This window comes from Streptomyces sp. Ru62, assembly GCF_002920615.1.
Taxonomy (GTDB): Bacteria; Actinomycetota; Actinomycetes; order Streptomycetales; family Streptomycetaceae; genus Streptomyces.
In genome coordinates this window covers 46,807-73,104 of the sequence record NZ_PQSU01000003.1, presented here as the reverse complement: position 1 = coordinate 73,104, position 26,298 = coordinate 46,807, and the positions used below count along the sequence as shown (strand labels likewise).

22 protein-coding genes and 5 pseudogenes are annotated in these 26,298 nt (G+C 69.3%); 9 read left to right on the top strand and 18 right to left on the bottom strand.

The features are described from left to right. The first annotated feature begins 75 nt into the window (after positions 1-75). Positions 76-828, top strand: coding sequence for a TetR/AcrR family transcriptional regulator (locus tag C3492_RS04945; RefSeq protein ID WP_103810493.1), 753 nt, complete (start codon positions 76-78; stop codon positions 826-828). 368 nt (positions 829-1,196) lie between these two features. Here C3492_RS04945 and ftsH read toward each other — a convergent pair whose 3' ends face one another. Together ftsH and C3492_RS04935 are read right to left on the bottom strand one after the other, a co-directional pair. Then, positions 1,197-3,149: an ATP-dependent zinc metalloprotease FtsH gene (gene ftsH, locus C3492_RS04940; protein ID WP_103810492.1), complete on the bottom strand. Its 1,953-nt coding sequence runs from the start codon at positions 3,147-3,149 to the stop codon at positions 1,197-1,199. 53 nt (positions 3,150-3,202) lie between these two features. Beyond that, a complete protein-coding gene (locus C3492_RS04935; RefSeq protein ID WP_103810491.1) occupies positions 3,203-3,643 on the bottom strand; it encodes an SPW repeat protein in 441 nt (146 codons plus the stop codon). 182 nt (positions 3,644-3,825) lie between these two features. On the opposite strand from C3492_RS04935, the gene C3492_RS04930 reads away from it, so the two are divergent. After that, a complete protein-coding gene (locus C3492_RS04930) occupies positions 3,826-4,995 on the top strand; it encodes a TDT family transporter (RefSeq protein WP_103810490.1) in 1,170 nt (389 codons plus the stop codon). Positions 4,996-5,058: 63 nt separating this feature from the next. Here the strand turns inward: C3492_RS04930 and C3492_RS04925 are convergent, their stop codons facing one another. From C3492_RS04925 to C3492_RS04915, 3 genes are all read right to left on the bottom strand, one after another. After that, on the bottom strand, positions 5,059-5,967 hold the full coding sequence (locus C3492_RS04925; RefSeq protein WP_103810489.1) for an SAM-dependent methyltransferase: 909 nt from the start codon (positions 5,965-5,967) through the stop codon (positions 5,059-5,061). Then, a complete protein-coding gene (locus C3492_RS04920; protein ID WP_181140204.1) occupies positions 5,960-6,649 on the bottom strand; it encodes a TetR/AcrR family transcriptional regulator in 690 nt (229 codons plus the stop codon). Before C3492_RS04920 ends, C3492_RS04925 begins: the two co-directional genes overlap by 8 nt. Before the next feature lie 152 nt (positions 6,650-6,801). After that, positions 6,802-7,470 carry a hemerythrin domain-containing protein gene (locus tag C3492_RS04915; RefSeq protein WP_103810487.1) on the bottom strand — a complete coding sequence of 223 codons (669 nt, stop codon included), beginning with the start codon at positions 7,468-7,470 and terminating at the stop codon, positions 6,802-6,804. Between the two features lie 221 nt (positions 7,471-7,691). On the opposite strand from C3492_RS04915, the gene C3492_RS04910 reads away from it, so the two are divergent. Further along, on the top strand, positions 7,692-8,141 hold the full coding sequence (locus C3492_RS04910; protein ID WP_374938327.1) for a nitroreductase family deazaflavin-dependent oxidoreductase: 450 nt from the start codon (positions 7,692-7,694) through the stop codon (positions 8,139-8,141). Positions 8,142-8,765: 624 nt separating this feature from the next. Beyond that, positions 8,766-9,599, top strand: coding sequence for a PrsW family intramembrane metalloprotease (locus C3492_RS04905; RefSeq protein ID WP_258055492.1), 834 nt, complete (start codon positions 8,766-8,768; stop codon positions 9,597-9,599). A gap of 90 nt (positions 9,600-9,689) precedes the next feature. Here C3492_RS04905 and C3492_RS04900 read toward each other — a convergent pair whose 3' ends face one another. From C3492_RS04900 to C3492_RS04865, 8 genes are all read right to left on the bottom strand, one after another. Further along, positions 9,690-10,154 carry a thioesterase family protein gene (locus C3492_RS04900; protein WP_219822053.1) on the bottom strand — a complete coding sequence of 155 codons (465 nt, stop codon included), beginning with the start codon at positions 10,152-10,154 and terminating at the stop codon, positions 9,690-9,692. A gap of 34 nt (positions 10,155-10,188) precedes the next feature. Then, positions 10,189-10,674 (bottom strand): MEKHLA domain-containing protein, encoded by a 486-nt coding sequence (locus C3492_RS04895; RefSeq protein ID WP_103810485.1) that lies wholly within the window; start codon positions 10,672-10,674, stop codon positions 10,189-10,191. Then, complete coding sequence (ilvC, locus tag C3492_RS04890) at positions 10,667-11,668, bottom strand: ketol-acid reductoisomerase (RefSeq protein ID WP_103810484.1); 1,002 nt, start codon at positions 11,666-11,668, stop codon at positions 10,667-10,669. The genes C3492_RS04895 and ilvC overlap by 8 nt, the downstream gene beginning before the upstream one ends. Before the next feature lie 88 nt (positions 11,669-11,756). After that, positions 11,757-13,190, bottom strand: coding sequence for an FAD-binding oxidoreductase (locus C3492_RS04885; protein ID WP_103810483.1), 1,434 nt, complete (start codon positions 13,188-13,190; stop codon positions 11,757-11,759). A gap of 284 nt (positions 13,191-13,474) precedes the next feature. Continuing rightward, positions 13,475-13,768, bottom strand: coding sequence for a WhiB family transcriptional regulator (locus C3492_RS04880; protein ID WP_103810482.1), 294 nt, complete (start codon positions 13,766-13,768; stop codon positions 13,475-13,477). Positions 13,769-14,012: 244 nt separating this feature from the next. Next, complete coding sequence (locus C3492_RS04875; protein ID WP_103810481.1) at positions 14,013-14,585, bottom strand: hypothetical protein; 573 nt, start codon at positions 14,583-14,585, stop codon at positions 14,013-14,015. A 237-nt stretch (positions 14,586-14,822) separates the two neighbouring features. After that, a complete protein-coding gene (locus C3492_RS04870; RefSeq protein WP_103810480.1) occupies positions 14,823-15,230 on the bottom strand; it encodes an SsgA family sporulation/cell division regulator in 408 nt (135 codons plus the stop codon). 112 nt (positions 15,231-15,342) lie between these two features. Continuing rightward, entirely contained in the window at positions 15,343-15,954 is a 612-nt protein-coding gene (locus tag C3492_RS04865; protein WP_103810479.1) for a DUF308 domain-containing protein, read from the bottom strand. Positions 15,955-16,541: 587 nt separating this feature from the next. On the opposite strand from C3492_RS04865, the gene C3492_RS04860 reads away from it, so the two are divergent. From C3492_RS04860 to C3492_RS04850, 3 genes are all read left to right on the top strand, one after another. Further along, a complete protein-coding gene (locus tag C3492_RS04860; protein ID WP_146075645.1) occupies positions 16,542-19,388 on the top strand; it encodes a LuxR family transcriptional regulator in 2,847 nt (948 codons plus the stop codon). 153 nt (positions 19,389-19,541) lie between these two features. Next, positions 19,542-20,576, top strand: coding sequence for a DUF4331 family protein (locus tag C3492_RS04855; RefSeq protein ID WP_103810477.1), 1,035 nt, complete (start codon positions 19,542-19,544; stop codon positions 20,574-20,576). 168 nt (positions 20,577-20,744) lie between these two features. Beyond that, the gene (locus C3492_RS04850) at positions 20,745-21,821 is read left to right on the top strand and encodes a HoxN/HupN/NixA family nickel/cobalt transporter (protein WP_103810476.1); all 1,077 of its coding nucleotides are present in this window, start codon (positions 20,745-20,747) and stop codon (positions 21,819-21,821) included. Here C3492_RS04850 and C3492_RS04845 read toward each other — a convergent pair. Then, complete coding sequence (locus tag C3492_RS04845) at positions 21,818-22,270, bottom strand: hypothetical protein (protein ID WP_181140202.1); 453 nt, start codon at positions 22,268-22,270, stop codon at positions 21,818-21,820. The genes C3492_RS04850 and C3492_RS04845 overlap by 4 nt on opposite strands. Before the next feature lie 724 nt (positions 22,271-22,994). Between C3492_RS04845 and C3492_RS45410 the strand changes: the two are divergent. Then, positions 22,995-23,096, top strand: a pseudogene (locus C3492_RS45410) (IS630 family transposase); the annotation flags it as partial. A gap of 47 nt (positions 23,097-23,143) precedes the next feature. Here C3492_RS45410 and C3492_RS46805 read toward each other — a convergent pair. The 4 genes and pseudogenes from C3492_RS46805 to C3492_RS46615 form a co-directional block, all read right to left on the bottom strand. Continuing rightward, positions 23,144-23,338: pseudogene (locus C3492_RS46805) on the bottom strand (hypothetical protein); the annotation flags it as partial. Positions 23,339-23,562: 224 nt separating this feature from the next. After that, positions 23,563-23,904 (bottom strand): hypothetical protein, encoded by a 342-nt coding sequence (locus C3492_RS45405; RefSeq protein ID WP_146075644.1) that lies wholly within the window; start codon positions 23,902-23,904, stop codon positions 23,563-23,565. Between the two features lie 280 nt (positions 23,905-24,184). After that, positions 24,185-24,553: pseudogene (locus C3492_RS45400) on the bottom strand (DDE-type integrase/transposase/recombinase); the annotation flags it as partial. 411 nt (positions 24,554-24,964) lie between these two features. Next, a pseudogene (locus tag C3492_RS46615) lies at positions 24,965-25,524 on the bottom strand (transposase); the annotation flags it as partial. Between the two features lie 223 nt (positions 25,525-25,747). On the opposite strand from C3492_RS46615, the pseudogene C3492_RS46800 reads away from it, so the two are divergent. Then, positions 25,748-25,855 (top strand): annotated as a pseudogene (locus C3492_RS46800) (IS5/IS1182 family transposase); the annotation flags it as partial. Positions 25,856-26,298 lie beyond the last annotated feature (443 nt).

The following is a 26,298-nucleotide window of genomic DNA, read 5'->3' as shown; positions in this document are numbered from 1 at the left end:
CGGATCGCCGCTCACTCACTTGATACATCGACGATAACACACCATCGATCACAGTCAAGCGTTATCATTGATTGCATGACAGCGATCGACACGACCCCGCAGCCGCGCGAGCGCATCCTGCGGGCAGCGGCGGACCTGCTGGCCGAGGGCGGACGGGAGGCGGTCTCCACCCGTTCCGTCAGCGCGGCCGCAGGAGTGCAGGCACAGACCATCTACCGGCAGTTCGGGGACATGCAGGGTCTGCTCGACGAGGTCGCGCGGCGAGGTCTCGCCGCCTACCTCGCCGACAAGAAGGCCAACCTCGCCTCCGGTGACCCGGTGGAGCAGCTTCGGCGCGGGTGGGACCTGCACGTGGCCTTCGGGCTCGCCAACCCGGCCCTGTACCGGCTCCTCTACACCGACCCCCGCCCCGACGAGGGCGCCGCGGCGACGGACGAGGCCTACGGCATGCTTCTGCAGCTCGTCACCCGGGTCGCCGAGACCGGCCGGCTGCGCATGGGCGTCGAGGCCGCGGCGGAGATGATCCAGGCCACCGGCATCGGGGTGACGGTCACGCTGATCGGCGCCGCGGCGGCCGGGCGGCTCGCCGAGCACGAGGGGCTGTCGGAGAGCACGCGGGACGCCGTACTGGCGGCCCTGGTCACGGACGCGGAGCAGGCGGCCCCCGTGGAGGAACCGCGCGCGGCCCGTGCCCGGCACGCGGTGGCGCTCAAGGTCCTGCTGGACGAGGCCGAGGAGGACCGCGCCTTCACCCCGGGCGAGCACCTGCTGCTCACGGAGTGGCTGACCCGGCTCGCCTCCGCCACCACACCGGCCAACCCGGACTAGCCCACCGACGCCCCCCGCCCGCGCCGAGGCCCCTCCCCGGCGCGGGCCCGCTTCGCCGCGCGTTCCCGGTCCCGGCCCGGCCCCGGTCACCGCCGCCCGGCAGCCGGCACTGGGCCGGCCGTGCGGCGACGGCTCGTCCTCCGGAGCCGGCCCCGACCGCTCCGCCGGTCGTGGCCACCGGCGTGCGCCACTCCCCCGGCGTGGGCGGCCGACCGACCGCCCACGCCGGTCGCCGACGGCCTGGTGGGGAACGACGCGGTCGTCCGACGCCCGCCGGCCCCCGGTGGAGCGTGACGCCCGCTCCCCGGTGAGGCCCGGCACCCACCAGCCCCCGCTGAGAGACCTGTGTCCAGCGACGGCCCCCGCGCTCATCGGTCGCCTCCCGCATCCCTGGGCGGGAGGCCCGCGATGCGGTACGCGTCCGGCTCCTCCAGGGTCTCGTGTTCCAGCAGGGCCACGGCCAGGGCGTCCAGGCGGTCGCGGTGGTCGCGCAGGGTGCGGCAGGCCTCCTCGTAGCACTCCTCGACGATCCGCCGCATCTCGGCGTCGATCACGTCCAGGGTCCGCGGGGCGGCCGACAGGCCGTAGGGCTGCTGGCCGTCGCCCGGCAGGGCCGAGAGACGGCCCACCTTCTCGCTCATGCCCCAGCGCGACACCATCCCGCGCGCGATGCCGGTGACCTGCTCCAGGTCGTTCTCCGCACCGGTCGTGACGACCCCGAACACCACCTGCTCGGCCGCCATCCCGCCCAGCGCGCCGATGATCCGGCCGCGCAGGTACTCCTCGGTGTACGCGTACTTGTCCGCGTCCGGCGTCGACAGGGTCACCCCGAGCGCCCGGCCGCGCGGCACGATCGTGATCTTGCGGACCGGGTCGGCGCCCGGCTGGAGCATGCCCAGCAGCGCGTGCCCGCTCTCGTGGTACGCCGTACGCCGCCGCTCCTCCGGCGGCATCACCAGCGGGCGCTCGGCACCGAGCTGGATCTTCTCCAGCGCCTCGGAGAGGTTCTTCTGCGTCACCCGGTCCTGGCCGTACTTCACCGCGAGCAGCGCCGCCTCGTTGGCGAGGTTCGCCAGCTCCGCGCCCGTCATGCCCGGGGTCGTACGGGCCGCCTGTGCCAGGTCGACGTCGGCGGCGAGGGGGATCGCGCGGGTGTGGATGCGCAGGATGGCCTCCCGGCCGCCCCGGTCGGGCGGCGACACCTGGACCACCCGGTCGAACCGTCCCGGCCGGGTCAGCGCTGCGTCCAGGACGTCCACCCGGTTGGTGGCCGCGATCACGATGACGCCCTCCGAGCCGGAGAAGCCGTCCATCTCGGTCAGGATCTGGTTGAGCGTCTGCTCCCGCTCGTCGTGCCCGCCGACGCTCGACCCGCTCCGTGACCGGCCGATGGTGTCGATCTCGTCGATGAAGACGATCGACGGCGCGACCTTGCGGGCCTCCGCGAACAGCTCCCGCACCCGGGACGCCCCCACACCCACGATCATCTCGATGAACTCGGAGGCGCTGGCGGAGAAGAACGGCACGCCCGCCTCCCCCGCGACCGCCCGGGCCAGCAGCGTCTTGCCGGTCCCGGGCGGGCCCGCCAGCAGCACCCCGCGCGGCATCTTCGCGCCCAGCCGCCGGTAGGCGTCGGGGTTCTTCAGGAAGCTGACGACGTCGTTCAGTTCGCCTTCCACTTCGTCGATGCCGGCGACGTCCGCGAAGGTGGTGCGCTTGCCGCCCGGTTCCGCGCCCACCGGCTTCGGCGGCTTGCGGCCGAGCACCCCGCCCGCCCCGCCGAGTCCGCCGCCCAGTCCACCGCCCATCCGCCGGGCCACGAACACCCACACGGCGATCAGCAGCACCGTCGGCAACAGCGAGACCAGCAGGGTCTCCCCGAGGCCCGGCCCCTGCGCCAGCGGCTCCGCGGTGACCGCGACCTTCTGCCGGGTGATCTCGGCCCACAGCTCCGCGTCGTCGGCGAAAGCGGGCTTGTACGTCTTGAAGTGCGTGTACGTGTCGCCCTTGCCGCCCCCGGGCACCTCGCCGGGCTTCTTCAGCGTGCCCTGGATCTGGGAGCCCTGGGAGTAGACGCTCCTGACGTTGCCCGCGTCCAACTGCGCGGTGAAGGCTGTGTAGTCGACCGATGTCGTGCCGTCCCCGCGCACGTTGTTGTAAAGGAAGCCGAACGCGGTGTAGACGACGAGCAGGACCACCAACTGCACCAGGCAACCGCCCCGGGAGCGCCACCCGTTCGGTGACGGCGACGATCCGCCCGGCATTCCCTCGGTGCGCCAGGACTGACGGGGGTCATGACGCGGCGGAACGGGATCGGTCATCGGGCTTCTTCTCCTCGGGAAGCGGCAAGTGGGTCGCGGAGCGGATCGCCGCGTCACAGAATTCGGTTGGCACGGCGAACCATGGCCATGGACATCAGTCCCAGCGCCAGGGCAAGCGCGCCGAGGATCACCCCGTCGAGGGTCGCGGCGCGGCCCGGATGCCGGCCCACCGCCCACGGCGACACGCCCATCCACGCGCCGATCAGGACCAGGGCGCCGCTCATTCCGGTCATCCGCTCCGGTGCCACGGTGAAACCGAGGGCCAGGAGGCAGATGGCGGCACCCACGATCAGGTCGTGCACCGCGAGATCACGGTTCGCCGTGGCGAAGTGCAGGATCCACGGGGATGCGGCGAAGAACAGGCCGACCAGGAAGACCGGCCCGTTCACCAGGGCCACGTCGTGCGCCCCGAGGACGCGGGCGTAGCGCTCGCGCATCTCGAAGGCGTCCGGGTGGCCCGCCATGTCGTCCCTGCGGTGGGGAAAGCCAGACATCCGAGGACTCCTCACTGCTGTCCGAGACCTCATGCTGTCGCGGGGGCTGCCGACCGGACATCACACGTTCGCGCGATAAGCAACTGACGCATGGAAGAACGAAACCAGTCATAGGGCTGACTTATGACCTGATACAGGAGAACGTCCTACCGGCCGCACTGGCTGTCATGGATGTTTCCTGTATGACTACGTCGCTCACTCCGCTCGCCCACGCGCCGCGCCACCACCGCGTGTCCCGCCGGTTCCTGCGCGATCTGGACCGCCCCGCCGACGTGTTCCGCAACCTGGGCCCCAACTGGTACGCCTCGGTGATGGGCACCGGCATCGTCGCCAACGCCGCCGCCGTCCTCCCTTTCCACGTGAACGGCCTGCGGGTGTTCGCCACCGTCGTCTGGGCCCTCGCCTCCGCGATACTCGTGGCGCTCACCGGCGCCTGGGCCGTGCACTGGACCCGGCACCGGGACATCGCCCGCGGTCACGCCCACCACCCGGTCATGGGGCACTTCTGGGGCGCTCCCGCGATGGCCCTGATGACGGTCGGCGCGGGCACCCTCACCCTGGGCAAGGACTGGATCGGCGTCCAGGCGGCCGTACGCGTCGACTCCGTGCTGTGGGCCGCCGGCACCCTGCTCGGCCTGGTCACCTGCGTGTGGATCCCGTACCTGGCCATGACCGAGCACGAGGTCGGGGAGGACTCCGCCTTCGGGGGGTGGCTGATGCCGGTCGTGCCGCCGATGGTGTCCGCCGCCACCGGCGCGGCCCTGGTCCCGCACCTCGCGCCGGGCCAGGAACGGCTGACCCTGCTGCTGGCCTGCTACGCCATGTTCGGCATCAGCCTGTTCACGAGCCTCGTCATCATCACCCAGCTGTGGGGCCGGCTGGTGCGCCACAAGCTCGGGCCGGCCGCGATGGTGCCCACGCTGTGGATCGTCCTCGGCCCGCTGGGCCAGTCGGTGACAGCGGCGAACGCGCTCGGTGCGGTGGCGCACCTCGCCCTGCCGCGGCCGTACGCGACCGGTGCCGCCGTCTTCGGGATCGTCTACGGCCTGCCCACCTGGGGCTTCGCCATGATGTGGCTGGTGCTCGCCGCCCGGCTCACCGTACGCACCGCGCGGAACCGTCTGCCCTTCGCCCTGACCTGGTGGAGCTTCACCTTCCCGGTCGGCACCTGTGTCACCGGCACCTGCGCACTGGCGGCCCGGCTGGACTCGGACGCCTTCGACGTCGCGGCCGGAGTCCTGTACGTCCTGCTCCTGGCCGCGTGGGCGGTCGTCGCCGTCCGCACCCTGCGCGGCAGCTTCCGCGGCACCCTGTTCCTGCCGCAGGCGCCCGCGCCCGCCCCTGGACGATGACAAGGAGGTACGGCGGCCGGGCGTGTGACCACAAGGGCCCGGCCGCCGTACGGCTGTGTGGGATCAGCCTCGGTCCGGACGGTGCACCCGGCGTCCCCGCACCCAGCGCGCGTGCGAGATCGGGTCGTCGACACCGGGCTGAGGACCACGGCCGTACCGTTCGGTGAACCGGTACACGGACTCCCCGGACACCTCCCAGCCGGCCTCGGAGAGGGCTCGCGCAGAGTCGGGGCGGGCGTCCTCGCTGAAGAGCCCGCTGAGGTGAACACCCATCTTCTGTTCCGTATCCGCGTACAGGGAGCTGTCCCGGACCTCTTCGGTCTCCTGGCCCTCCAGGATCTCGTAGGCGATCGCGCTGCCCGGCGCCGACAGGGCCGACACCGTGGCGATCAGACTCCGCTCCACGGGAGCGGACAGGTAGGGAATGACTCCTTCGACGACCCACGCGGCGGGCCGTAGCGGATCGAACCCTGCGGCCCGCAGCGGCTGGGCCCAGTCGCTCTCCAGGTCGGCGACCACCCGGTGGTGTTCCACGGCCGGCCGGGCGCCGATGGCGTCGAGGACGTCCTGCTTGAAGGCGAACAGGCCGGAACGGTCGACCTCGTACACCACGCTGCCGGCCGGCCAGTCGAGACGCAGCGCCCGGGTGTCCAGTCCGGCGCCGAGCAGGACCACTTGCCGGATGCCGTCCCGGTGCGCGGCGTCGAGCAGGAAGTCGTCGAAGACGCGGGTGCGCAGGGCGAAGTACTGTCCGCCGCGTCCCCACACCGGGTCGGCGTCACCGCCCTCGACCTCTTCGATGGAGACGGGCAGCGGCACCGGTGTCTCGGCTGCCTTGACGAAGGCCTCCGCGTACGGATCGGCGACGATCCCGTCCGGGTGCCGTGTCTCGATGGCTCGCGCCGCCGCCACCAGCAGCGCCGTCAGTGCGACGCCGGCGGCGAAGCGAGAGGTACGTCCACCGTCATTCATGTGCGCTCCGTTCTTCCGTCTGTTCCTCCGTCCGTTCCTCCGTCAGCGGCGGTCCGGCGCCACGGACGGGCTCCCCGCGGCGGCGCAGTCCGTCCAGGAGGAGGGACAGGGCGTGTTCACGCTGCCCGCCGGTCAGGAACGGTGACACCGCGAGGGACACCACGGCGCGGAGGAACGTTTCGGCCTCCGCACCGCGGTGTGCGGGCAGCGCCGTCCCGGCGTGCGCCAGCAGCTCGGTGACGGCCTCGGACAACGCCTCCCGGCAGGGCGACAGACACAGCGCCTCGGGACTGAACACCTCGCGCAGCGCGGCGTCCTCGGCGACGGTCCGGGTGAACCGGTCGAGCCAGTCCGCCACCGTCCGCCATGCGTGCTCGGCATCGGTGCCCACCGGCTGTGCCGTACCCGCCGTACGGCACAGCGCGTCGACCGTGTCGGCCACGTCGCCGGCGTAGACCGCCTCCAACAGAGCGGTGCGGGTCGGGAAGTTGCGGTAGAGGGTGGCGATGCCCACGCCGGCGCGCCGGGCGACGGCCTTCAGGGGAGCGTCGGTGCCGTTCTCCTGGAACTCCTCACGGGCCGCGGCGACGAGTGCGTCGTAGTTGCGCGCGGCGTCCAGCCGGCGGGGGCGGCGCGGCGCGGCCTCGTCGGGTTCCGCTCGGCCGCGGGCGTCCACCGTCACGGTGCTCTCCTCTGGGATGTCCCGGTCACGGGCACGCCCGGCGGGGCGTGGAACGCGTCGCGGCCGCCGCCGCCGGACGGCGGACGCGACGCGGCTCGGGTGAGCGGCCGGAGAGCACGGGGCGGCGCCCCGGACCTCCGGTCCCGCTCCGCTCAGGCGACCGGCGCGAAGACCTTGCGGGCGTACCGGGCGTAGGCCTTGGGGCCGAGGACGGGCATCAGCAGCCGGGGCACGAGCGGCGCCGTCGACAGCATCAGCTTGACCACCTCGTCGTCGGCGAGCGAGGCGAGCATGCCGAAGACGACAGGCAGCTTGTTCTTGGGAAGCGCGTTGATCGCGTGGTCCCCCAGCTCGTGCCACTCCTTGGCCGTCACGTACTCCGGGACGATCGGCAGGACGTCCTTCTCCTCGATGCCGAGGTGCTCGGTGAGCAGGGTGCCCAGGCGCTCCAGGGAACGCGCGAGCTGCTCGCCGTGCTCCTTGGTGGGCTGACCGCGCCAGATGGCGAGCTTCTGGGACGACTCGGTGAGCAGTGCCGCGATCTCCTCGTGCTGGCTCTCCAGCAGGTTCACCGTCTCACCGAGCCGGTCACCCGCGCGCTCCAGCAGTTTGGGCCACAGCAGCTCGTCCTCGCCCTTGTGGTGCAGGTGCAGGAACTCCTCGATGAGCTGCGCGTGATCGGCGACGACCGCGGCCCGTTCGGTGTCGCCGCTGGTGACCGCCCTGACCAGCTCGGGCAGACGTGAGTAGTTCCGCCGGAAGGCCTCGTGCACGACCAGCATGTCGCGGACGTCGGCACGGTCGGTCGGTGAATGGGGCATGGCACTACCTTCTCGGAGTCAGGGATGACGCTGACGCGTCGGGCCGGAGCATCAACACATGCCGGCACGGGGGGTGACACCACCTGAGTCTAGTTGAGCTTGTCAGTTCGAATGACCGACTCGATGTCAAAGGGTGGTAGAGATTGACACACTGAGAGCCAGTGACTTCGAAAGGCCTTGAACCTATGACAGAGCGCGACGCCAACCAGCCCACCGCTGACATGGACCTCAGTGTCATGCCGGACGAGGTCTGGGTGTACGACCAGGCGCGCCTGGTAGAGGCGGCGACCGAGTCGGGTACCACGGAGAGCATCGCCGTGGAGTACGACGGCACACGCGCCCAGATGGTCATCCTGACGACCCGGGGGGCGAAGACGGGCCGGTACCGCAAGACGCCGGTCATCCGCGTGGAGCACGAGGGACGGTACGCGGCCGTCGCCTCCAAGGGGGGCGCGCCCACGAACCCCGCGTGGTACCACAACCTCTTGGCCCACCCGGAGGTGGAGGTCTGGGACGGTACGGAGCACCGGCCCTACCGGGCGCGGCGGACGACGGACGCGGAGCGGCAGGAATGGTGGGACCGGGCTGTCCAGGCCTGGCCCTCCTACGACGACTACCGGACCAAGACGGACCGGATCATTCCGGTGCTGCTGCTGGAGCCGGTGGTCTGACGGACGCCTACCGGTGCCCGGTTCCCCGCGCAAGCAGCTGGGTGTACTTATCGCGTCTCTGCACAATCTGATCGGCGGCGCCTACTCTCGGGGTGTTCCACTTGGGTCAGGCACTGTCGTAGGGGGCGTCTATGTACAGGCCGGCAAGCTCAAGCGGTAATCCGACCGGCGGGTGCGGACAGCGGTGCGGCTCTCCGTTCACCGCATCCGCCGGTCTCCTCAACCGGCCTGTCCGAAGCGGGCCTGTCCGAAGCGGGCTAGTCTGACCGAGGCGCTCCTCACAGCCTGTTCCGCCCTGCCCGCACCGCGTTGTTGCAGCCGTCATGATGCTGCCTGAATTCCCGGTACGCCGTTTCCCGCGCGTCGCCTGCCGCGTCCGAATTCACTTCTCTGCCTTCCATGCGAGCCGAGCACGGCTCATCGTGGGAAGAGGGCGGAAGGCGTCCGCCGACGAGTGGGCGCTTCAGCCAGCGACCAAAGCGACTGAAGCGACTGAACTTCGAATAAATGCGCTCGCTCGCGACTCGGCCGGCCTGCTCTTCTTGACATGAACGTGCGATGCCTGGTGCCGGATGTTCGGGCACTCTCGGTGCAACATCATGCGTCCGGGAGGAATCCGTGTCCGTGTCCCTCGTCCAAGAGCCGGCTCGTACCGAGCGGAGCCGGCTGCTCAGTTTCGGCCGTCGCTGGGGCTGGCTCGCCGTCCTGGTGGTCGGCCTGCTGCTGTTCTGGCTCATCCACTCGGCACTGGTATCCACCGAGAACCCCAACCTGGTCCCCGCCCTGATCTTCTTCGGCGCGGCCCTGGTCCCCGCTGCCTTCGTCACCTTCGTGGCGGGCCGGCGCCTCGACTTCGGGGTCGGCACCGGCGTCGTGGGGGCCACCGCGCTGGCCGGCGGCGCGATCGGGGTGACCACGGCCGGTTTCCTGGAGTACCGGACCCTGGTGCTGATGGACGTCCTGCCGATGCTGGCCGTGGGCCTGATCGAGGAGGCCGCGAAGCTCATCGTCCCGTTCCTCCTGCTGCTGGTCATCCGCGACCGGCACCCCGGTGACGGACTGCTCATCGGAGTGGCCTCCGGCGCCGGATTCGCGGTGTTCGAGACCATGGGCTACGCCTTCGTCGAACTCATCAACTCCGGTGGCGACCTGCACGCCGTGGACGACCTGCTGGTGCTGCGGGGCCTGCTGAGTCCCGCCGCCCACATGGCGTGGACCGGGCTCACCGCCGCCGCGCTGTGGTCGGTGCCGGCGGCACGGCGCAACCGCAAGGCGGCGATCGCCATGTTCGTCCTGGTGTACGCCGTGGCGGTGGGTCTGCACACGGCGTGGGACAGCCTCAACAGCGACACCGCGTACGTGATACTGGCGGCCCTCAGCCTGTCCTTCCTCATCTACGCGACGCGCCGGCTGGCCGCCCCGCGACCGGCACACGCCCGCGTCCCCGCACGGCCGTAGCCCCGGGTGCGGCAGGCGCCCGCGCCCCCGGCGGGCACAGGCCGGCCCCGCCCGGAGGTGCGGGCGGGGCCGGGGTCGGCGGGATCCGGGTCAGCGCGGGGGCAGCAACTCGCGTTCCAGGATCTCCCGTGTCTCGTCCGTCCAGGGATCAGGCGCCGCAGTCCTCGGGTCGATCTTGACGATCACCCGCCGCCCGTGCGCGTGCGAGTGCCCCCCGGAGTGGATCCGGAAGGCGAACTCCGCGCTGGTACGGCCCAGACGGTCGAGCCGGAACGTCACGTCCACCGGTCCGATCCGGGTGACCGGCCGCTCGAAGACCACCAGGAGCTCCCGGACCACCACATTCAGGTCGGGGTGGCCCAGCGACATGCCCAGCCCGGCGAAGTACCGGGTGATGGCCCGCTCCAGCAGGGCGGCGAACCGTCCGTGGTAGAGCATCCCGAAGGCGTCCAGGTCGTCGAAGAACACCTCGACGGCCTCGGTGTGCCCACCGGCCTCACCGACGTCGCGGGCGGCCCCTCCGGAGCGCATCCCGGTGCCGGACCCGTCAGTCATCTCGTCCTCCGTCGCGTCCATGGCCTCGGACCGGTCAGCTCTCGCCGGGGACGTCGGACCAGGACCGGAAGACCGCGGCCTGGCCGTGCTTGTGCCCGTCCGCGTCCACCAGATCCCACATGCACACGTCCTCGATCCAGAAGAGGCTGCCGTCCTTGCGGACCCTGCGGCCCCGGTAGCCGTCCGCGAAGCCCCGCCGGTTCACCGCGTCGACGAACGCGTCGCGGTCCTCCTGGGCGTCGGGCGCCGCGGACAGCCGGGACGGCAGGCCGGTGAACTCCGCCTCGGTGTAGCCGAAGCAGCGCTGCGCGGTGCGGTTGGCGTAGACGAAGCGGGGGTCCGCCGAGGTGTCGTGCGCGAGCAGCCCGAAGGGCGCCTGGTTGTACAGCCAGTCGGCCGCCTCCGCCGCGTTCCGCCACTGCTGTGGGCACAACGGCGCGCCCACGAGCCGCAGATGGCTGTCGAGAAGGAGGGCGGTGAAGTCCGCGCCGCGGGCCGTGACAGCGGTCCGGTCAGACATCGCCGTCCCGCACCCAGCTCATCAGCTTGCGCAGCTGCTTGCCGGTGGTCTCCAGCAGCAGTTCGGAGTCCTGCTTCTTGTACTCGTTGTACTTCTTCAGGCCGCCGTGGTACTCGTCCATCCAGTTCCGGGCGAAGGAACCGTCCTGGATCTCGGCGAGGACCTTCTTCATCTCGGCCTTGGTGGCGTCGGTGATGATGCGCGGGCCGGTGACGTAGTCGCCCCACTCGGCGGTCTCCGAGATGGACCAGCGCATCTTCTCCAGACCGCCCTCGTACATGAGGTCCACGATCAGCTTCAGCTCGTGCAGGCACTCGAAGTAGGCGATCTCCGGCTGGTAACCCGCCTCGGTCAGCGTCTCGAAGCCCGCCTTGACCAGCGCCGTGAGACCACCGCACAGGACCGCCTGCTCACCGAACAGGTCGGTCTCGGTCTCCTCGGTGAAGGTGGTCTCGATGACGCCGGCACGGGTGCCGCCGATGCCCTTGGCGTACGACAGGGCCAGCGCGAAGGCACCGCCGGAGGCGTCCTGTTCGACGGCCGCGAGACAGGGCACGCCGCGGCCCTCCTCGTACTGGCGGCGCACCAGGTGGCCCGGGCCCTTCGGGGCGACCATGCAGACGTCCACGCCCGCCGGAGGCTTGACGAAGCCGAAGCGGATGTTGAAGCCGTGGGCGAAGAACAGCGCGTCGCCGTCCCTGAGGTGGGGCGCTATGGACTCCTCGTAGACCTGGGCCTGGATCGGGTCCGGGATGAGCATCATGATGACGTCGGCCTCGGCGGCGGCCTCGGCCGGGGTCACCACGCGCAGGCCGTCCTCCTCGGCCTTGGCCTTGGACTTCGAGCCCTCGTGCAGACCGACACGCACGTCCACACCGGAGTCACGCAGCGACAGGGCGTGGGCGTGGCCCTGGCTGCCGTAGCCGATGACCGCGACCTTGCGGCCCTGGATGATGGAGAGATCGGCATCGGCGTCGTAGAACAGCTCGGCCACTGGATTCCTTCCACGGCCCCGCACTGGGAGGCCGATGTGTTTCACCTGGGGTACGCCGCGCCCGGCACCGGGCCGGGGCGGGGGTCGGCTACGCGGCCGGCCTGATGTTGTGGTTGAACCGGAACATGTTGGCCGGGTCGTAGACACGCTTGAGGGCGGCCAGCCGGGCATAGCGCTCGGCGCCGTAGACTTCGCGGACCTCGGCCTCGGTCAGGGCCTCGTCCGGCGACAGGAAGTTGAGCACGGGGTGCGGAGCCCGCCACGGGGCGAGGCCGCGGGCGTACGCACGGGTGAACTCCGCCATGGCCCCCAGTTGCACGGGCGAGCCGCTGCCCACCGCGAACGTCATGTAGGGCACACCCCGGGAGGACACGGAGTTGGGGCGGGCGGGCTCCCGGTCCAACGCGCCGCCCAGGGCGCGTACTTCCACGTTCTTCATCGGGCAGCCGGAGCCGGGCCCGGTGAGATCCATGAGGCGGTCCAGGGTGGCGGCGGAGAACTCCCGCAGCGCGAAGCCCGTCTCCACGAGAGACATCGCGCGAACGGGGTCCATGTGTATCTCGCCTATCTCGCCGAAAGGACGCTCGGCGAGCGTGTCGAAGACCGGTGTGGCGGCGGCGCGCAACGGCGCGGCGATCCGCGCGCCCGCCGCGCTGTCGCCCAGGTGCCCCAGCCGCACGTGCAGCACGAAGGCACCGCGCAACGGGTGCGGCAGCGCGGCGACGTCCGGCAGCCGCTGGACGGAGAAGGAGGTCGTGGTGTCCTCGCCGAGTTCCGGGACCAGCCTCCGCCATGCCTCCAGCACCGGGCGCATCTCCTCACCGCGGAACCACAGGCCGCCGCCGTAGAAGCGAGGCACGTCGAAGACGTCGAACTCCATGCGGGTGACGATGCCGAAGTTGCCCTTGCCGCCCAGCAGTGCCCAGAACAGGTCCGGTGCGTGTTCGGGGGTGACCTCACGGACGGCTCCGTCGGCGGTGACCACCTCCATCCAGCGCACGTGGTCCGCCGCGTAGCCCAGTTTGCGGCCAAGAAGGGGGCTCAGTCCGCCGCCCAGCGTGTAGCCGACGACGCCGACGTGCGGTGCGGAACCGACGACCGGTGCGAGTCCCGCCTTGCCGGTCTCGGCGAGCACCTGGGCCCAGGTGACCCCGGCACCCACCCTCACGGTGCGCCGTGCGGGGTCGACGGATATCTCCTGGAGGCGGTTGGTGGTGATCAGCAGGGCGTCCTCGGCCGTGGGCAGCACCACCTGGTGGCCCTGGTTGCGCACCGCGACCGGCATGCCCAGGCGACCCGCGTGACGTACGGCCGCCGCCACGTCGTCGGTGCGGGCGGCACCGACGACGACGGCAGGAGTCAGAGTGCGGGCGAGGTTGAACGTGCGGCATTCCTCCCCGTAGCCGATGTCGTCGGGCAGCAGCACGGGACCTTCCACCGTCGGGAGCAGCGGGGCGTGACCGGCTGTGACCGACGCCGGCTCCTTGCTGATGTGCACGACGTTCGATCCGTTGTTGAGCATTGAATCACCACGAGTCGCCAGAGGGGGGCGGAAGTCGAAGGCGCGCGGCCCTTCAGGGACAACGGCGTCCTCGCCGCTCCCGGGGGGCAGAGAGCCGGGGCGCGACGGACTTGCTTCCGCGAACGACCCTAGGCGATCTCGTTGTGCCTTCAAACCAATTCCGGGTGGGTGTACGCAGTGGGTACACCTTCACCCGCCCCGCCCAGGCGTTCGGGCACGGGATGTGGGTTTCCTGCGAGGAAGGTCCGGGTAGTGCTTACTGTTTCCTCACACGACCGGCATGTTCAGCTGGTGCCGCTGTCGACACCTTCACCGCCCGTGCCCAGGATGCCCTGGCGTTCGCCGGCCGAAATGCCTCCCCACACGCCGTACCGCTCCTTGTAGTCGAGGGCCATGGCGGCGCACGCCTCGATGACCTCACACCGGTTGCATATCCGGCGGGCCCGCTCCTCGCGCTGTCGGCGGTCGCGACCCTTCTCCCCTGGGGGGGAGAAGAAGACGCTGCTGTTCATCCCACGGCAGGCCGCTCGTTCCTGCCATTCCCAATTACTCAGCAAGGGCAGCAGTCGGGTTCGCATCTTCTTCCTCCTTCCTTCCCCGCACGGCCCGAACTCCCGGCCGGTACACGGGGCTTAACTGGCTTTATCCTCTTTTGAGCAGCGGCCCCGGAGCATCTGTCAGATGACTGACACCGGGGCGGAGGCGGGCCAGGGGAAGTCGCGCGCATGACAAAACCACTGCTCGCGATCGGCGGCGGAACGGGGACCACGCTCACCCGGGTCGGTAGGGGGCGTGGTCCCCACGGCCTGCGGGGCGGGCGTCTCAGCCGTCGGCTGAGGTACGACCGGTGGGGACGCCGCCCTCCGTGTCGCCTTCTGCCGAGTCCTGCCCGGCCTCCTTCTCAAGACTCATGTAGAACACCGAGTGCCCCTGCTTGAGCCGCTGCGCGCTGCTCCGGGCCACGAGACCCTCCAGCGTGGTACGCACCACCGTGGTCTTGATCACACGGTCCGGGTGGGCCTCGCTCAGCGCGGTCGCGACCTCCGCCGCTGAACACGGCTCGGACTGCTCGGCGAGGTACCTTCGGATCAGAGCCACCAACGTCGGTGTCTGCTGCTTCCTCCTGGTGGCACCCTGCGAGGAGACGTTGGGCAGGTCATAGCCCTGAGAGGGTGATGACAGTCGGACCTGCTGCAGGGGAATGCCGCTCTCCAGGGCCTGCTGCATGGTCGCGAGCACGGTGTGATCGCGCTGCAGCGTCAGCAGACGAGCCTGAAGTGTCTCGATCTCACTTCGGACCCGGTCCTGCTCCTGCACATTCTCTTCGAGGTCTCTTGTGAGCTGGGAACTGTAATGCGTCAGCAGCTCAGTGGTGGTCAGCTCGGCTTCAGGCATGCCGCAGACCCTCCTTGGTTCGGCTCTGGGACGTAGGCTCTATGTCGATGTGTGTCATGCGGTTACTGAGGGGGCGTGTCTCAGGCGCTCCCACAGATACTACGCCTCGTCCCATTGGCCAGGCTGACCGGCCACGCACCGGACTGTGTTACCACCGAAGTCAACTCACTGACTGCCGACACCCACGCCCGCAGTAATGACTTACATCGGTTGTCGATTGGTGAATCCCGGACGACATCACTGGATCAGCTGCGTCAGCCGGTCCCAGTCCACGTCCGCCATCTCCCTGCCGCGCGGCACCAGGTCGTAGCAACCGGCGAGCCACTGGGCGACCGGCTGAGCCGGCATCTCGAAGAGCGCCGTACGGCCGGTGGAAGCATTTCCGACCTGTATCCACAGGGAACGCCGCCCCTCGCAGTGGAGCGGCCACAACTCCACGTCACCGTGACCGGATCTCGCGGTGAGACCTTCTGTCAGCAAGTCCCGCGCGAACACCCACCGCACCGGATACTCCCCCTCGGAGTCGAAGATCAGGGTGACGGCGAGAGGGTCACCGGAGTCGAACGAGAACTCACAGGCAATCGGCACGGGAAGGCGCCGGGCGATCCAGTGAGTGATCTGAATCCTGAGATGGCACTTCGTCATTTGAAACCTCCTGTAGACCGACCGGATCGCCCGTTGTGCCGCACCGAAAGTCATCTTGTGCAACGAAGCGAATTACCGACACGAAACGCGTGCATTGCAGCGGCCGCTTAATTCAGTGCAGCGGGCGAAGCACCCTGCTGCGGTGGCGGGAGGCGCCGACGGCCTCCACCAGGCCAGTAAGAATCAGGGCAAAACCGGCAAGGTCGGCCAGTTGACCGAGGGATGAGAAGGGGAAAGCGGTCATGAACAGGCCGACCGAGACGATCAGCGCGTTCAGCAGGTCGTCGTAGGCGACCACGTGACTGACGGAGGACGGCATCATCGACACCGCCATGGTGAATCCGCGAAGCAGCAGCCCGAAGCCCGTCCACAGGCCCAGCAGGAACACAGAGTCGGCGTAGCCATGGAAGAAGGAGATCGCCAGGAACAGGACGAGCAACCCGCCGGCGCTCAGCAGCCAGCGCACGGGGCGCGGCACCCTGGCCTCCTGTGCGGCGAACAGCTGGAGCACGCCCTGCGCGGCGAACTGCACCCCGAAGACGATTCCCATGGTGCTCCGGGTCAGCCCGGGGGTCACCATCAGGGTGGTACCGATGCTCACGGAGATCAGGGCTCCGGCCAGCCTGGCGGCGCGGCGGCGTACCCGGAACCCGCGGACCGCGCTCACCATCGCCCGGTGGGGAACAGACTGATCCCCGAACCGCGCGGTCTGCAGCTGTGCCATCTGTTCACTTCCCGTTTCTCCAGGCCGTCCGCGATCAGCGCGTCCGGCAGGGTCCTCATCGTGTCACCGGTTCCGCCGGCGACCATCCGTTGTCAGCCGTCACGTTCCCGGCCGAGACCGGCGTGACGGGTTCTCAGTGTCGCGACCGGCCCGTCGTCTCAGCTGTAGTGCGACCTCGACACCGCCCACGGGACATCCCGGCGCCCGGCCTGGGGCGGACCCCACAGTCGGATGGGAGGACCTGCGGAAACGCCCACCGCGCACACGGCCCGCCGCACACGGAGCGGGGGACGACAAGCCTGGTGCCGGGCCGTCGTGTGGGGTTGTCCCGACATCTGCCCTGGGGAGTGCCCGGACCGCTTCTCAGGCGCTCTCGACAGCCAGGGGGGTGCGGGACCGCCCACTATGTCTGATGACGCGGGGAAGGCCGCCGCTTCCGGTACGGGGGCGGCGGCCTTGTGACCGATCGGTTGACTTCAGGGTGTCGTGCACCCGTCCTGCCATCGGTTGCCGGCTCCCCCGGCACTGACGCCTCACGGTTTCGCGCCCCCGTCGGTCGCAGTGAACACGGACCCCTGGAGGATGCCTTGAGCCAGGCGATTGACACCCTGCGGACCATGTCCGGCGCCGTCTTCGAGGCGGCCTCGTCCCCCGTGCGCGGGCGCAGGGCGGAGCAGGAGCGACTCACTCAGTGGGTACGCCGGCACGTGCACCGCAACGGCGGCGGAGTGCTGTGGATCGAGGGACCGGCCGGAGCGGGCAAGTCCCGCATCCTGGCCTGTGCCGGGAACGAAGCGGCTCTGGCCGGAGCGCGCGTGCTCACGATCTCCGGGATGGCAGGCGGGAGGACGACTCCCCTGGCGCCGCTGCTGGACGCCCTCACCATCGAGCCCGACGACATCGCCCACGGGCCGAGCGCCGGCGCGGACCAGGAGGACATCTCCTACTGGCTGCTCCGGAAGGTCGCCGGCCGTCTGCGTGAACTCACCCGCGAGCGGCCGGTCGTCCTGCTCGTCGACGACGTCCACGACTGCGACGACCTGACCCTGCTGGCCGTACGCAGCCTCACCGTGCAACTGGCAGACCTCCCGCTGCTGTGGGTACTCGCCGCCCGGACCCCGGACGCCCCGCCCGTGCGAACGCTGCGCCGGGACCTGTTCACCAGGCAGGCGACCCAACTCGAACTCTTCCCGCTGGCTCCGGACGCGGTCCGGGAGATGGCACAGGACCTTCTGGGCCCGCAGGCGGCCCTCGCCGCGCCGTTCCTGTGCTACCTCGACGGACTCCCGGGAACGGTACGTCAGTTGTGCACACACCTCCAGGAGGTCTTCCCCACCGCACAGTGCCCACCAGCGGACACGGGGGAGATACAGGAAGTGGTCACCTGGCTGGTCACCCGTCGTCTCGACCGGCTCTCCGAAGACGCGCGGGAACTGGTGCTGATCGCCTCGGCGCTGGGTGACACGTTCACCGTCCAGCACCTGTCCCGGCTGCTCGACCGATCCGAACCGGCACTGCTCGCGCCGTTGCGCGAGGTGCTGGCCGCACAGCTGTTGCGGGCCGGCGACGACCACCTGTTCTTCCCGCACGCACCGCTGCGCGAGGCGGTCGCGGCCACGCTGCCCCGGCCCGTGCGCCTCTCGGTCCGCAGGCGCTCGGTCGAGGTCCGGGCGGGGGCGGGCGTGCCCGTCGTGTCGCTGGCCGCCGAGCTGATCGACATCGCCGAGCCGGGGGACGCCTGGGCTGGACGTATCCTGCGACAGGCCGCGCAGGACCTGGCGTTCGTCGCGCCGGGCACCGCGGCCCGGTATCTCCAGCGTGCCATGGAGATCACCACGACCCTGTGCCCGGAGCGTCTGCGCCTGTCGGTGGAGCTCATTCCCTTGGTGTGGCAGGCGGGCGAGATCACCGAGGCTCGTGACCTGGCCCGCGACGTCGTCCAGGCGCCGCCGGATGCCTTGGCCCATGCACGAGCCTGCCTGGAACTGGCCCGTATGGGCAGCCAGTTCCACGTCCAGCAGCCGGAGGTCCACGTCCGTCACGTCCATCGACGGCGTGACGTCCCGATCCCCCTCAAGGACCAGTTGCTGTCGATGACCTTGCTGAACCGTCTGCTCACCGGCGATGCCGAGGAGGCCGGCGGCGCCGTGGCCGAGGCCCTCATGCGGACGCGTGGAGTGCACCCCGTCAGTGAACTGACGCACCGGACCATGCAGTCGATCAGTGCCGTTCACCGGCACCACTGGGCGGACGCGATCAAGTACAGCGACGCGGCCGCGGCAAGCCTCGCGCAACTCGATCCCGGCCGCGCTGCGCCCCTTCCCGAGGTGGCCCTCGCCACCAGCTGGCGCGCCTCCCTGCTGAGCGTGACCGGAGATGACCGGGGCGCCCTGAACCTGGTGGAGGCGGCGGCCGACGAGGCCGAACAGCGCGGCCGACGGGCATTCACACCCCTGTGGCGGACCACTCGGGCCCGACTTCTGCTGGACACTGGACAGTTGGCGGCCGCGGCACGGGAACTGGCGGCTGCCGAGGACGCCGTTATGGCCACCGGACTTCCCTTCACCGGGGAACCGGCGGCGTTGTGCTCCAGGGCACGGGTGGCATTCCACCTCGGTGATGACGCGGGGGTCGAAGCCTGCGCGGCACGAGCCGAGGAATTCCTGTCCAGCGCCGAGCCGCAGCAACGTCGGATCGGGGCGTGGATCACCGTGATCATCGCGGCGTATCGGCACGCATGTCTGACTGATCGTCAGATACTGGCCGCCAAAGCGCACTTGACGCGCGGATACGTCCACGCGACCGGTATCGACCCCGGGGACGCGGTCTTGCTCGTCCGTGTCGCGCTGACTTCCGGGCTGCGTGAAGTCGCCGCGTCCGTGGTCGAGTTCGCCGAGCACCGGGCCCAACGCAACGCGCGCTTCCCGCTCTTCGAGGTGACGGCCAGGCATGCGCGCGGACTGCTCGACGGCGACCGGAGCAGGCTCATGGAGGCGGCCGAGCGCTACGGCGACGCGCGACCACTGCTCAGGTCACAGGCGTGGGAGGACGCCGGCGCCCTGGTGACATCGGCTGATCCCTCCGAAGCGCGGGCCTGCTTCGAGCGGGCACTGGAGGGATACGAGGCATGCGGCGCCGAGCGGGACAGCCGCCGCTTGCGCAGCCGGTTGCGCAAGCTCGGCGTCAAGCCCACCGCGGCCGGCGGCGCACCGGACGCCGGGTGGCGCGGACTGACTCCCTCGGAACTGGGCGTCGTGCGGTTGATCGCCCACGGGGCGACCAACCGGCAGGCGGCGGAACGCCTGTTCCTGTCGCCACACACGGTGAACACCCACGTACGTCACGCCTTCGAAAAGCTGGGTGTCCGGTCCCGGGTCCAGCTGGCCCGCCTCTATCTGCGGGAAGTCGACCAGGCGGCGGAAGTGCCCTCCTGACCTGCACGGAACCATCGGCGGATGGCACGTCGGGTAAACCCCACACCCGTCGTGTGGGTAGCGCTCAATGGACTTTGGAGCCGCCTCGACAGATTGCGGTCCGTCACCTCAGCAGACTGTGGAGCACGGCTTCTACACGAAAGCGAGAGCACCATGTCCCACCACCTCGACTCCCCCATCGCCCGCCAGGACCCGCGCCTGGACATCACGGACCTGTATGTGTTCCGAGGGGAACGCGGCACCGTGTTCGTCACGGACCACAGCCACTCGCTGGCCGGCGAGGACATCCCCCGTGGCCTGCACCCCGAGGGCAAGTACGAGTTCAAGATCGACTCCAATGGTGACGCCGTCGAGGACGTCACCTATCGCTTCACGTTCGCCGAGGCCGACACGAACGGCGTCCAGACCTACGAGGTGCGCCGGCTGGCCGGGCCCGACGCGCGGGACGACTTCGCCGAGGGCACGGTCATCGGCCGGGGCCGCACCGGCGAGCCGCTGGAGCTGCCCGGCGGCAGCCGCGCCTGGGTCGGCAAGGCGGGCGACCCCTTCTGGATCGAGCCGGACGTACTGCACGCCGTCGGCCACGCCTTCCAGGACGGGACCAAGGTCGATCTGTCCTCCTGGGACCCGGAGCGCGCGGCCAACCTGTTCGCCGGACACACGGTGTACTCGATCGTCCTGGAGGTCGCCGACGAGGAGCTGCTGCCCATCGCCGGTGAGGACCGCAAGATCGATGTGTGGGCCGTCGCCTTCCTGGCCACGGACGCCGGCGGCTGGCGTCCGATCAACCGGGCCGGCCTGCCGATGATCCACCCGCTGTTCACCCAGTACAACGAGACCCTCGGCGACCAGCTCAACGAGAACGTGCCGAGCGAGGACGTCGCGCTGTACGGCAAGGCCCTCACCGAATCGGTCGCCGGCGTGGTCCGCGCCTACGGCACGGCCGAGGACCCCGATGCCTACGCCAAGACGGTCGTGGACCGGATCCTCCCCAACGTCCTGCCGTACGTGGTCGGCACCCCGGCGTCGTACGGGTTCGCCCAGTGGAACGGCCGTACCCTCACGGACAACGCGCCGGACGTGATGTTCTCCTTCGCTGCCAACACCCCGGTGACCCTGGGCATCGGCAAGGAGTCGATCACCGCGAAGCCGTCGCAGACCTTCCCGTACGTGCCGTCGGCGGCCTGACCGGACTGACGCACGGAGCCGTGCGGACCTGGCGCAGGTCCGCACGGCTCTTCTCATGAGCGCACCCTGGCGCCGGCCGTCCCTACCCACGGAAGAGGAACCACCATGTCCGCTCCCACTCTGAGGCCACTCCCCTCCCCCACCCGGTTGTCCACAGTCCGTGGCTCCTTGACGAAGGCCGAGTGGTCGCGCCTGGGAGCTGTCTTCTCTGTCATCACCGCGCTGCACGTCATCGGCTGGGGCATCCTCGTCACGGTCGTGGCGCCCCACCACTTCACCGTGGGCCAGAAGAGCTTCGGTGTGGGCATAGGTGTCACCGCCTACGTCCTCGGGATGCGGCATGCCTTCGACGCCGACCACATCGCGGCCATCGACAACACGACCCGGAAACTGATGAACTCCGAGAAGCGGCCCCTGTCGGTCGGCTTCTGGTTCTCCCTTGGCCACTCCAGCGTTGTGTTCGTCCTCTCCCTCCTCCTGGCGTTCGGGATCAAAGGTCTCGCCGGTCCGCTGCGAGACGACAACTCCACCCTGCACACGCTGACGAGCTGGATCGGCACTCTGGTCTCCGGGGTCTTCCTGTACGTCATCGCCGTCATCAACCTCCTCGCCTTGGTGGGCATCTGGAAGGTCTTCCGGGGGATGCGCTCCGGGCGCTACGACGAGACGGAACTGGAGGAGCAGCTGAACAAGCGGGGCTTCCTCAACCGCCTCCTCGGCACCTTGATGAAGTCGATCACCCGGCCCTGGCAGATGTACCCGCTGGGCCTGCTCTTCGGGCTCGGCTTCGACACCGCGACGGAGATCGCCCTGCTGGTACTCGCCGGTTCCAGCGCCGCCTCCGGCCTCCCCTGGTACGCCATCCTCTGCCTGCCCGTCCTCTTCGCGGCAGGCATGTCCCTGCTGGACACCATCGACGGCACGTTCATGAACTTCGCCTACGGCTGGGCGTTCTCCAGGCCGGTCCGCAAGGTGTACTACAACCTCACCATCACCGGCCTGTCCGTCGGCGTCGCGCTCCTCATCGGCACGGTGGAACTCCTGGGCCTGCTCGCAGACAGACTCTCCCTGCACGGAGGCTTCTGGAACTGGATCGCCGGCGTGGACCTCAACGCGATCGGCTTCGTCATCGCCGGACTCTTCTTCGCCACTTGGGCCGTCGCCCTGCTCGTCTGGAAGTTCGCCGGGGTGGAGGAACGCTGGACGAACGGGATGACAAGCGGCAGTACACCGCCATCTGTCTAGTCCACTGAAGCGGATCGGTCCCCCGGTCCGGGCGCCTGGCCCTCGACGGACAATGCCGTCGCGAACACCTTCAGCAGCTCGGGCGGCATGCGATAGCCCTGCACCTTCCCGAAGCCCGGCCCCACCGGAACAACAGGGGCACGCAGCCCATCAGGCCACCAGCCCAAACGAGCACCCCGCTCCAGGGTCTGCTTCATCGCTCCGGCATGCCCGCGCAGACTCCCCCCAGGCGTAGCCCTCAACTCTTCGGCGGACACGAACCCTTGCCCTGCCACAACACCCTTGATGATCCGCCGAGCCCGTGTGGGCAGCTCTTCACAGAACCGCGCCGCACGCTCGACGTTCCAGTCGGTGTCCATCCGCACCCGGTCGGCGTGCTTGTCCAGCAGAGCCAACAGATCCCTCTGAAACTCGTCGCTGGGCTCCCTGATCGTCAGGATGATCTCCACGGTGCCCCTCGTCTCTTCTCGTTTATCCACGTCTACTGTAACGGGACGCACAAGCCAGAGACTGCCCGACGCCGGACATCGCGGGTTCCCCACTTGAAACGGCCCGGACCCGCCCCTTATTACGGCGTAATAGCCAGTGTCCGGACCAGAGGTCCGGACCACCGCCGTCGACTCCGGGTGACGCGGCCGCGTCGGTTCCGAGTGATGCGACCACACGGCACCCCAAGCTATTACGCCGTAATAGCCGCGGCCTCGAAGAAGGGATCCAGCGCTCGGCGCAGGCGCTGCTCCTTGCCGGGTCGACCGTGACCATCGCAGATATTCGCCTGCGTAGCTCGGCGGACGGAAGACGTCCCGAACCACCGCGGCGGCTCGTTCAGTGCGCGCACCGATGTACCCGTGCAGGCTGGCGTAGCCCTGCCGGGCGACATCAAAAGTGCGAGGAAACCACATGGGCCCAAGGCACTCCCGGCAACAGTGAAGGCAAGAAACCGTGCCTTCGCATGCGGGCCGCAGAAGAAGAGGTTGGCTCACGCAGCAGGCACGTCAAGGAGGGTGACGGCGCCTGGCGTCACCCTCACCGTCATAGCCTTGGCGGCCGGGCTATTACGGCGTAATAGCCCGGCCGCCGATGCTCCCAGGTTGACTGACCAGGAGGGGCAGAAGCGGGAACCCCCGCGATCGCGAAGTTGGTGCAGGCCGACGAGGACACCGCTTCGAGATAGACGACATCCTGCGGAGCATCAATCGCCGCAACGAAGGCCCCGCGAACATCCTGGCCGCACTGAAGTCGATCCGCGCTGCCCGACCCGACGGGCACCCGATCTCATAATCCAGGGGTGACCCTGGGGGGCCATTCCCCCGAAGGAGCGATCAGGCCCGTGGCTTCCAAGTTGATCCCGCACGAGGTGTGCCTCCGGGGAGGTTGGTGACGCGGCTGGCTGGTGGTTGGCCGCCGTTGCCGGTGTGGGGTCGGTGGTAGTCGTACCAGTCCGGCCAGTCGGGGAACGCTGCCTGTCGTTCGGCGTCTGAGGCGTAGGGCCGGAACGGACGATGTGTCCTTTCAAGGAGCGGATGATCTCCGCCAGGCCATGCGGCTGACCGCGATCATGTAGAGGCATGGTTGGCCTGGCGGTCGCCACCGCGGTTGAGGCGATGGCGGCTGGTCTTGCCGGAGGAGGCGGGGATCGGGGCGACCCGCAGAGGTGCGCGAAGGCGATTCTCCGCGATTTCGTCGTCGAGCTGTTGGTAACGGTGGGCGATGGACCTCATCGCCAGTTTGGTGACCGTCATCAAGGTGTCCGGCTCGGCTCCCGGGTGCCGGCGTGTGACAGTGCGGATGAGTTCCGCTCGATGTAGCCGACGAATGTCAACCCGGAGCTCGTCAGGTGCGGTGATGCGACCCGCAGGGCACGGATCATCTCGATGGCACCGTCACCGCTCTTGGGTATCGCTGTGGCGGTCCCCGCCTGCACTGCCCGAGCGGCGGCTTTGGCATCAACGGCATCGGATTTGCCACGACGGCGCCGTGTCTGACGGTCGGGACGGTTGACTTCAACGATAACCGTCTGCCGTCGAGGGGACGACGAGCGCGCCCAGGCGATGCCCGAGCTGATCGAGAGCGGCAGCGACATGGACGTCTGCCTGGGTGTCGACTCCGAGGGTCACGCTCGTTCTGGAACTCCTGGGCACCCGTGCCCTTGGGGTCCGTGGGGTTGGAGCCGCCCCGACGGAGCACCGGGGACACAACTGCGATGAGGCGCGTGAGCCAGGCTCCTATCAGGTCACATCCGGCCGATCCGCCGGTGCCGCCGCACGCGCTCTCCCGGCCGGTCGACACATTGACAACACAGCACGAACGGCTGGTTGGTCTGTGGGTCGGACCGGTCAGAAGAACGCCTCCAGATCCTCGCAGTTGGTCTGGGGCCGCCTGGGCCTGATCCAGCGGGCTGATGGCCAGCTCTTGGCAGGTGACGCGCCAGGTGTTCTTGCCGTAGGCCCGGGCATTGCCGGTCAGGGCCTGTGCGACGGTGATGCCCTGGGCGGCGAACCAGACAATTGCTCGTCGCAGGAAGCCGGCGCAGGTCGGGGCGGTCTCGGCGGGCAGGTCCTCGGTGGAGGCGAGGCGTGTGGGGTCGTCCAGGGCGGTGTGCAGGTAGGCGTAACCGGTGCCGGTGCGGTTGCGGCGTCCTTCGGCACGGCCCTGGGGGCGATGCCCCCCGCCGTCGGGGATGCGGCCGAGTTCTTGACGTCGACGTGGATTCGTTCGCCGGGCCGGAATCGTCGGGGTGACAAGGCAGACGTGTCCCACGGATCTGGGTTCGGTGTGGATTACGACATCTACCGCCGACCGCCAGGAAGCCGTCGTGTCCCACCGTAATGCCCCGCTGACCCCCACCGGGAGGCTGCGTCTGGCCCGGTGTGTCTGGCCTCCCGGTGCGGCATTGCCGCTTCGGTGACAACGCGGCTTCTTCTCAGGGGCCGGCTATTACGGCGTAATAACCGCGACCACCGCAGCGGGGGAGTAGCGGCATGGTGGGGCACCCACCGAGCCATTGCCGCCGGACCGGTTCACGTTGCCGCAGCCAGCCCGCAGAACACTGGCCTTCGACCACGGCACCTAAAAGTGGCTCCAGCCGAGAACCTGCTGCTCTCACCAACTCCGAAACATGAACGTGGGCCCCAGCCTCTGGCCCGACTCCTGAGGTTGATGGTGGCCAGTTGGGTCACGCCGGTTGATCGGTGGGGGTGGGTTTCGTAGCCGCGGGTCAGGCGGCGGCGGTCCATGAGGCAGCCAGGGGGCGTTCGCTGCTGAGGTGGGCGGCTCGATCCAAGGTTTTGGCCATGGAGAAGTTCGGTGCCGGCGGCGCAGTCGTGAACACTGGCGGCGGTGACTGCCACCGCCAGCAGGAAGCCGAGTGTGTCAGTGACGATGTACCGCTTACGGCCAATGATGTGAGGCTCCGGCTGTCGATCAGGCAAGCGCTGAACTCGTTCGGGACGACCTTCGGCCCGGCGGACTGTGCCGCGTAGTAGCGGTAGACGGTCCGGTGGGGTGGGAAGCCGTCGGGCAGTCAACGCCAGGGGATGCCGGTGCGATCGACGATAGGGATTGCGTCCATCACGACGCGCAGGTCGCGAGTGGGCTTGTGAATGCCGTTGCGGGCCTGGCAACAGGCTTCGAGGGTAGGGCGGACGAGCTCCCAACCGGAGTCGGACAGGTCGCGGGGGCAAGGCCGTGAGGGGCCGTATATTGCCTGAAGGGGGGCGGCCGCCGCACCAGGGCGGGCGCGGGCGAGTCGGTGCACCGGGGCGAGCGTTCTCAATTCCGTGTGAACCGGTAGCTGTCTGGCCGCCGAAAATCACCGTGAACTATCCAACAAGCGAACCAAACGCACACCATGAGGGCATCTGTCTGATCTACATAGTTGGTGTTTTGGGAGGTGTCTGTGCCTGATGCCCGCTAGGTTCTGATTCGAGCCGGTCTTCATCGCCTGGAGGGCGGAACGAACCGGCCCCGGCACGGCGGCCCGTGTGCACGACCTGCGGGGGATCGTCAACGCGATCCTCTATGTCAACCGCACCGCATCGACACCGTCCTCATCACCGCCGCGTTCACCACGACACCACCGGCGGCAAGATCCTGCTCACGCACCTGGCGGCGGCTCATTGATCAGATGCCCACCAAGAGGTCCTGCCGGGAGTCGCTGATCGGGTGACCACCGGCTTGAGCGGTCGCTGGTCCGATCTGGGGAACACGTCAGTCGCAGCCGGAGCGGCGCTTTGGGGCGTCACCAGTCTCTACGCCTGCTCGACAAAGGTGCCCGGCGTCGGCCACACACCGCCACGCCCAACACCTCTGTCAGGGCTTCCAGGAGCAGCCTCGGAACTCGTCCCGGTGTCCGCGGGGAAGTAGACGGGGCGGACAAGAGCTGCTGGTCCTCCCGCAACAGGGTCTGCAAAGCAGTTTGAGCCAGCAACACACCGAACAAGCTGAAACGTCACTTCAGTCGCGATCGCTGGCATAG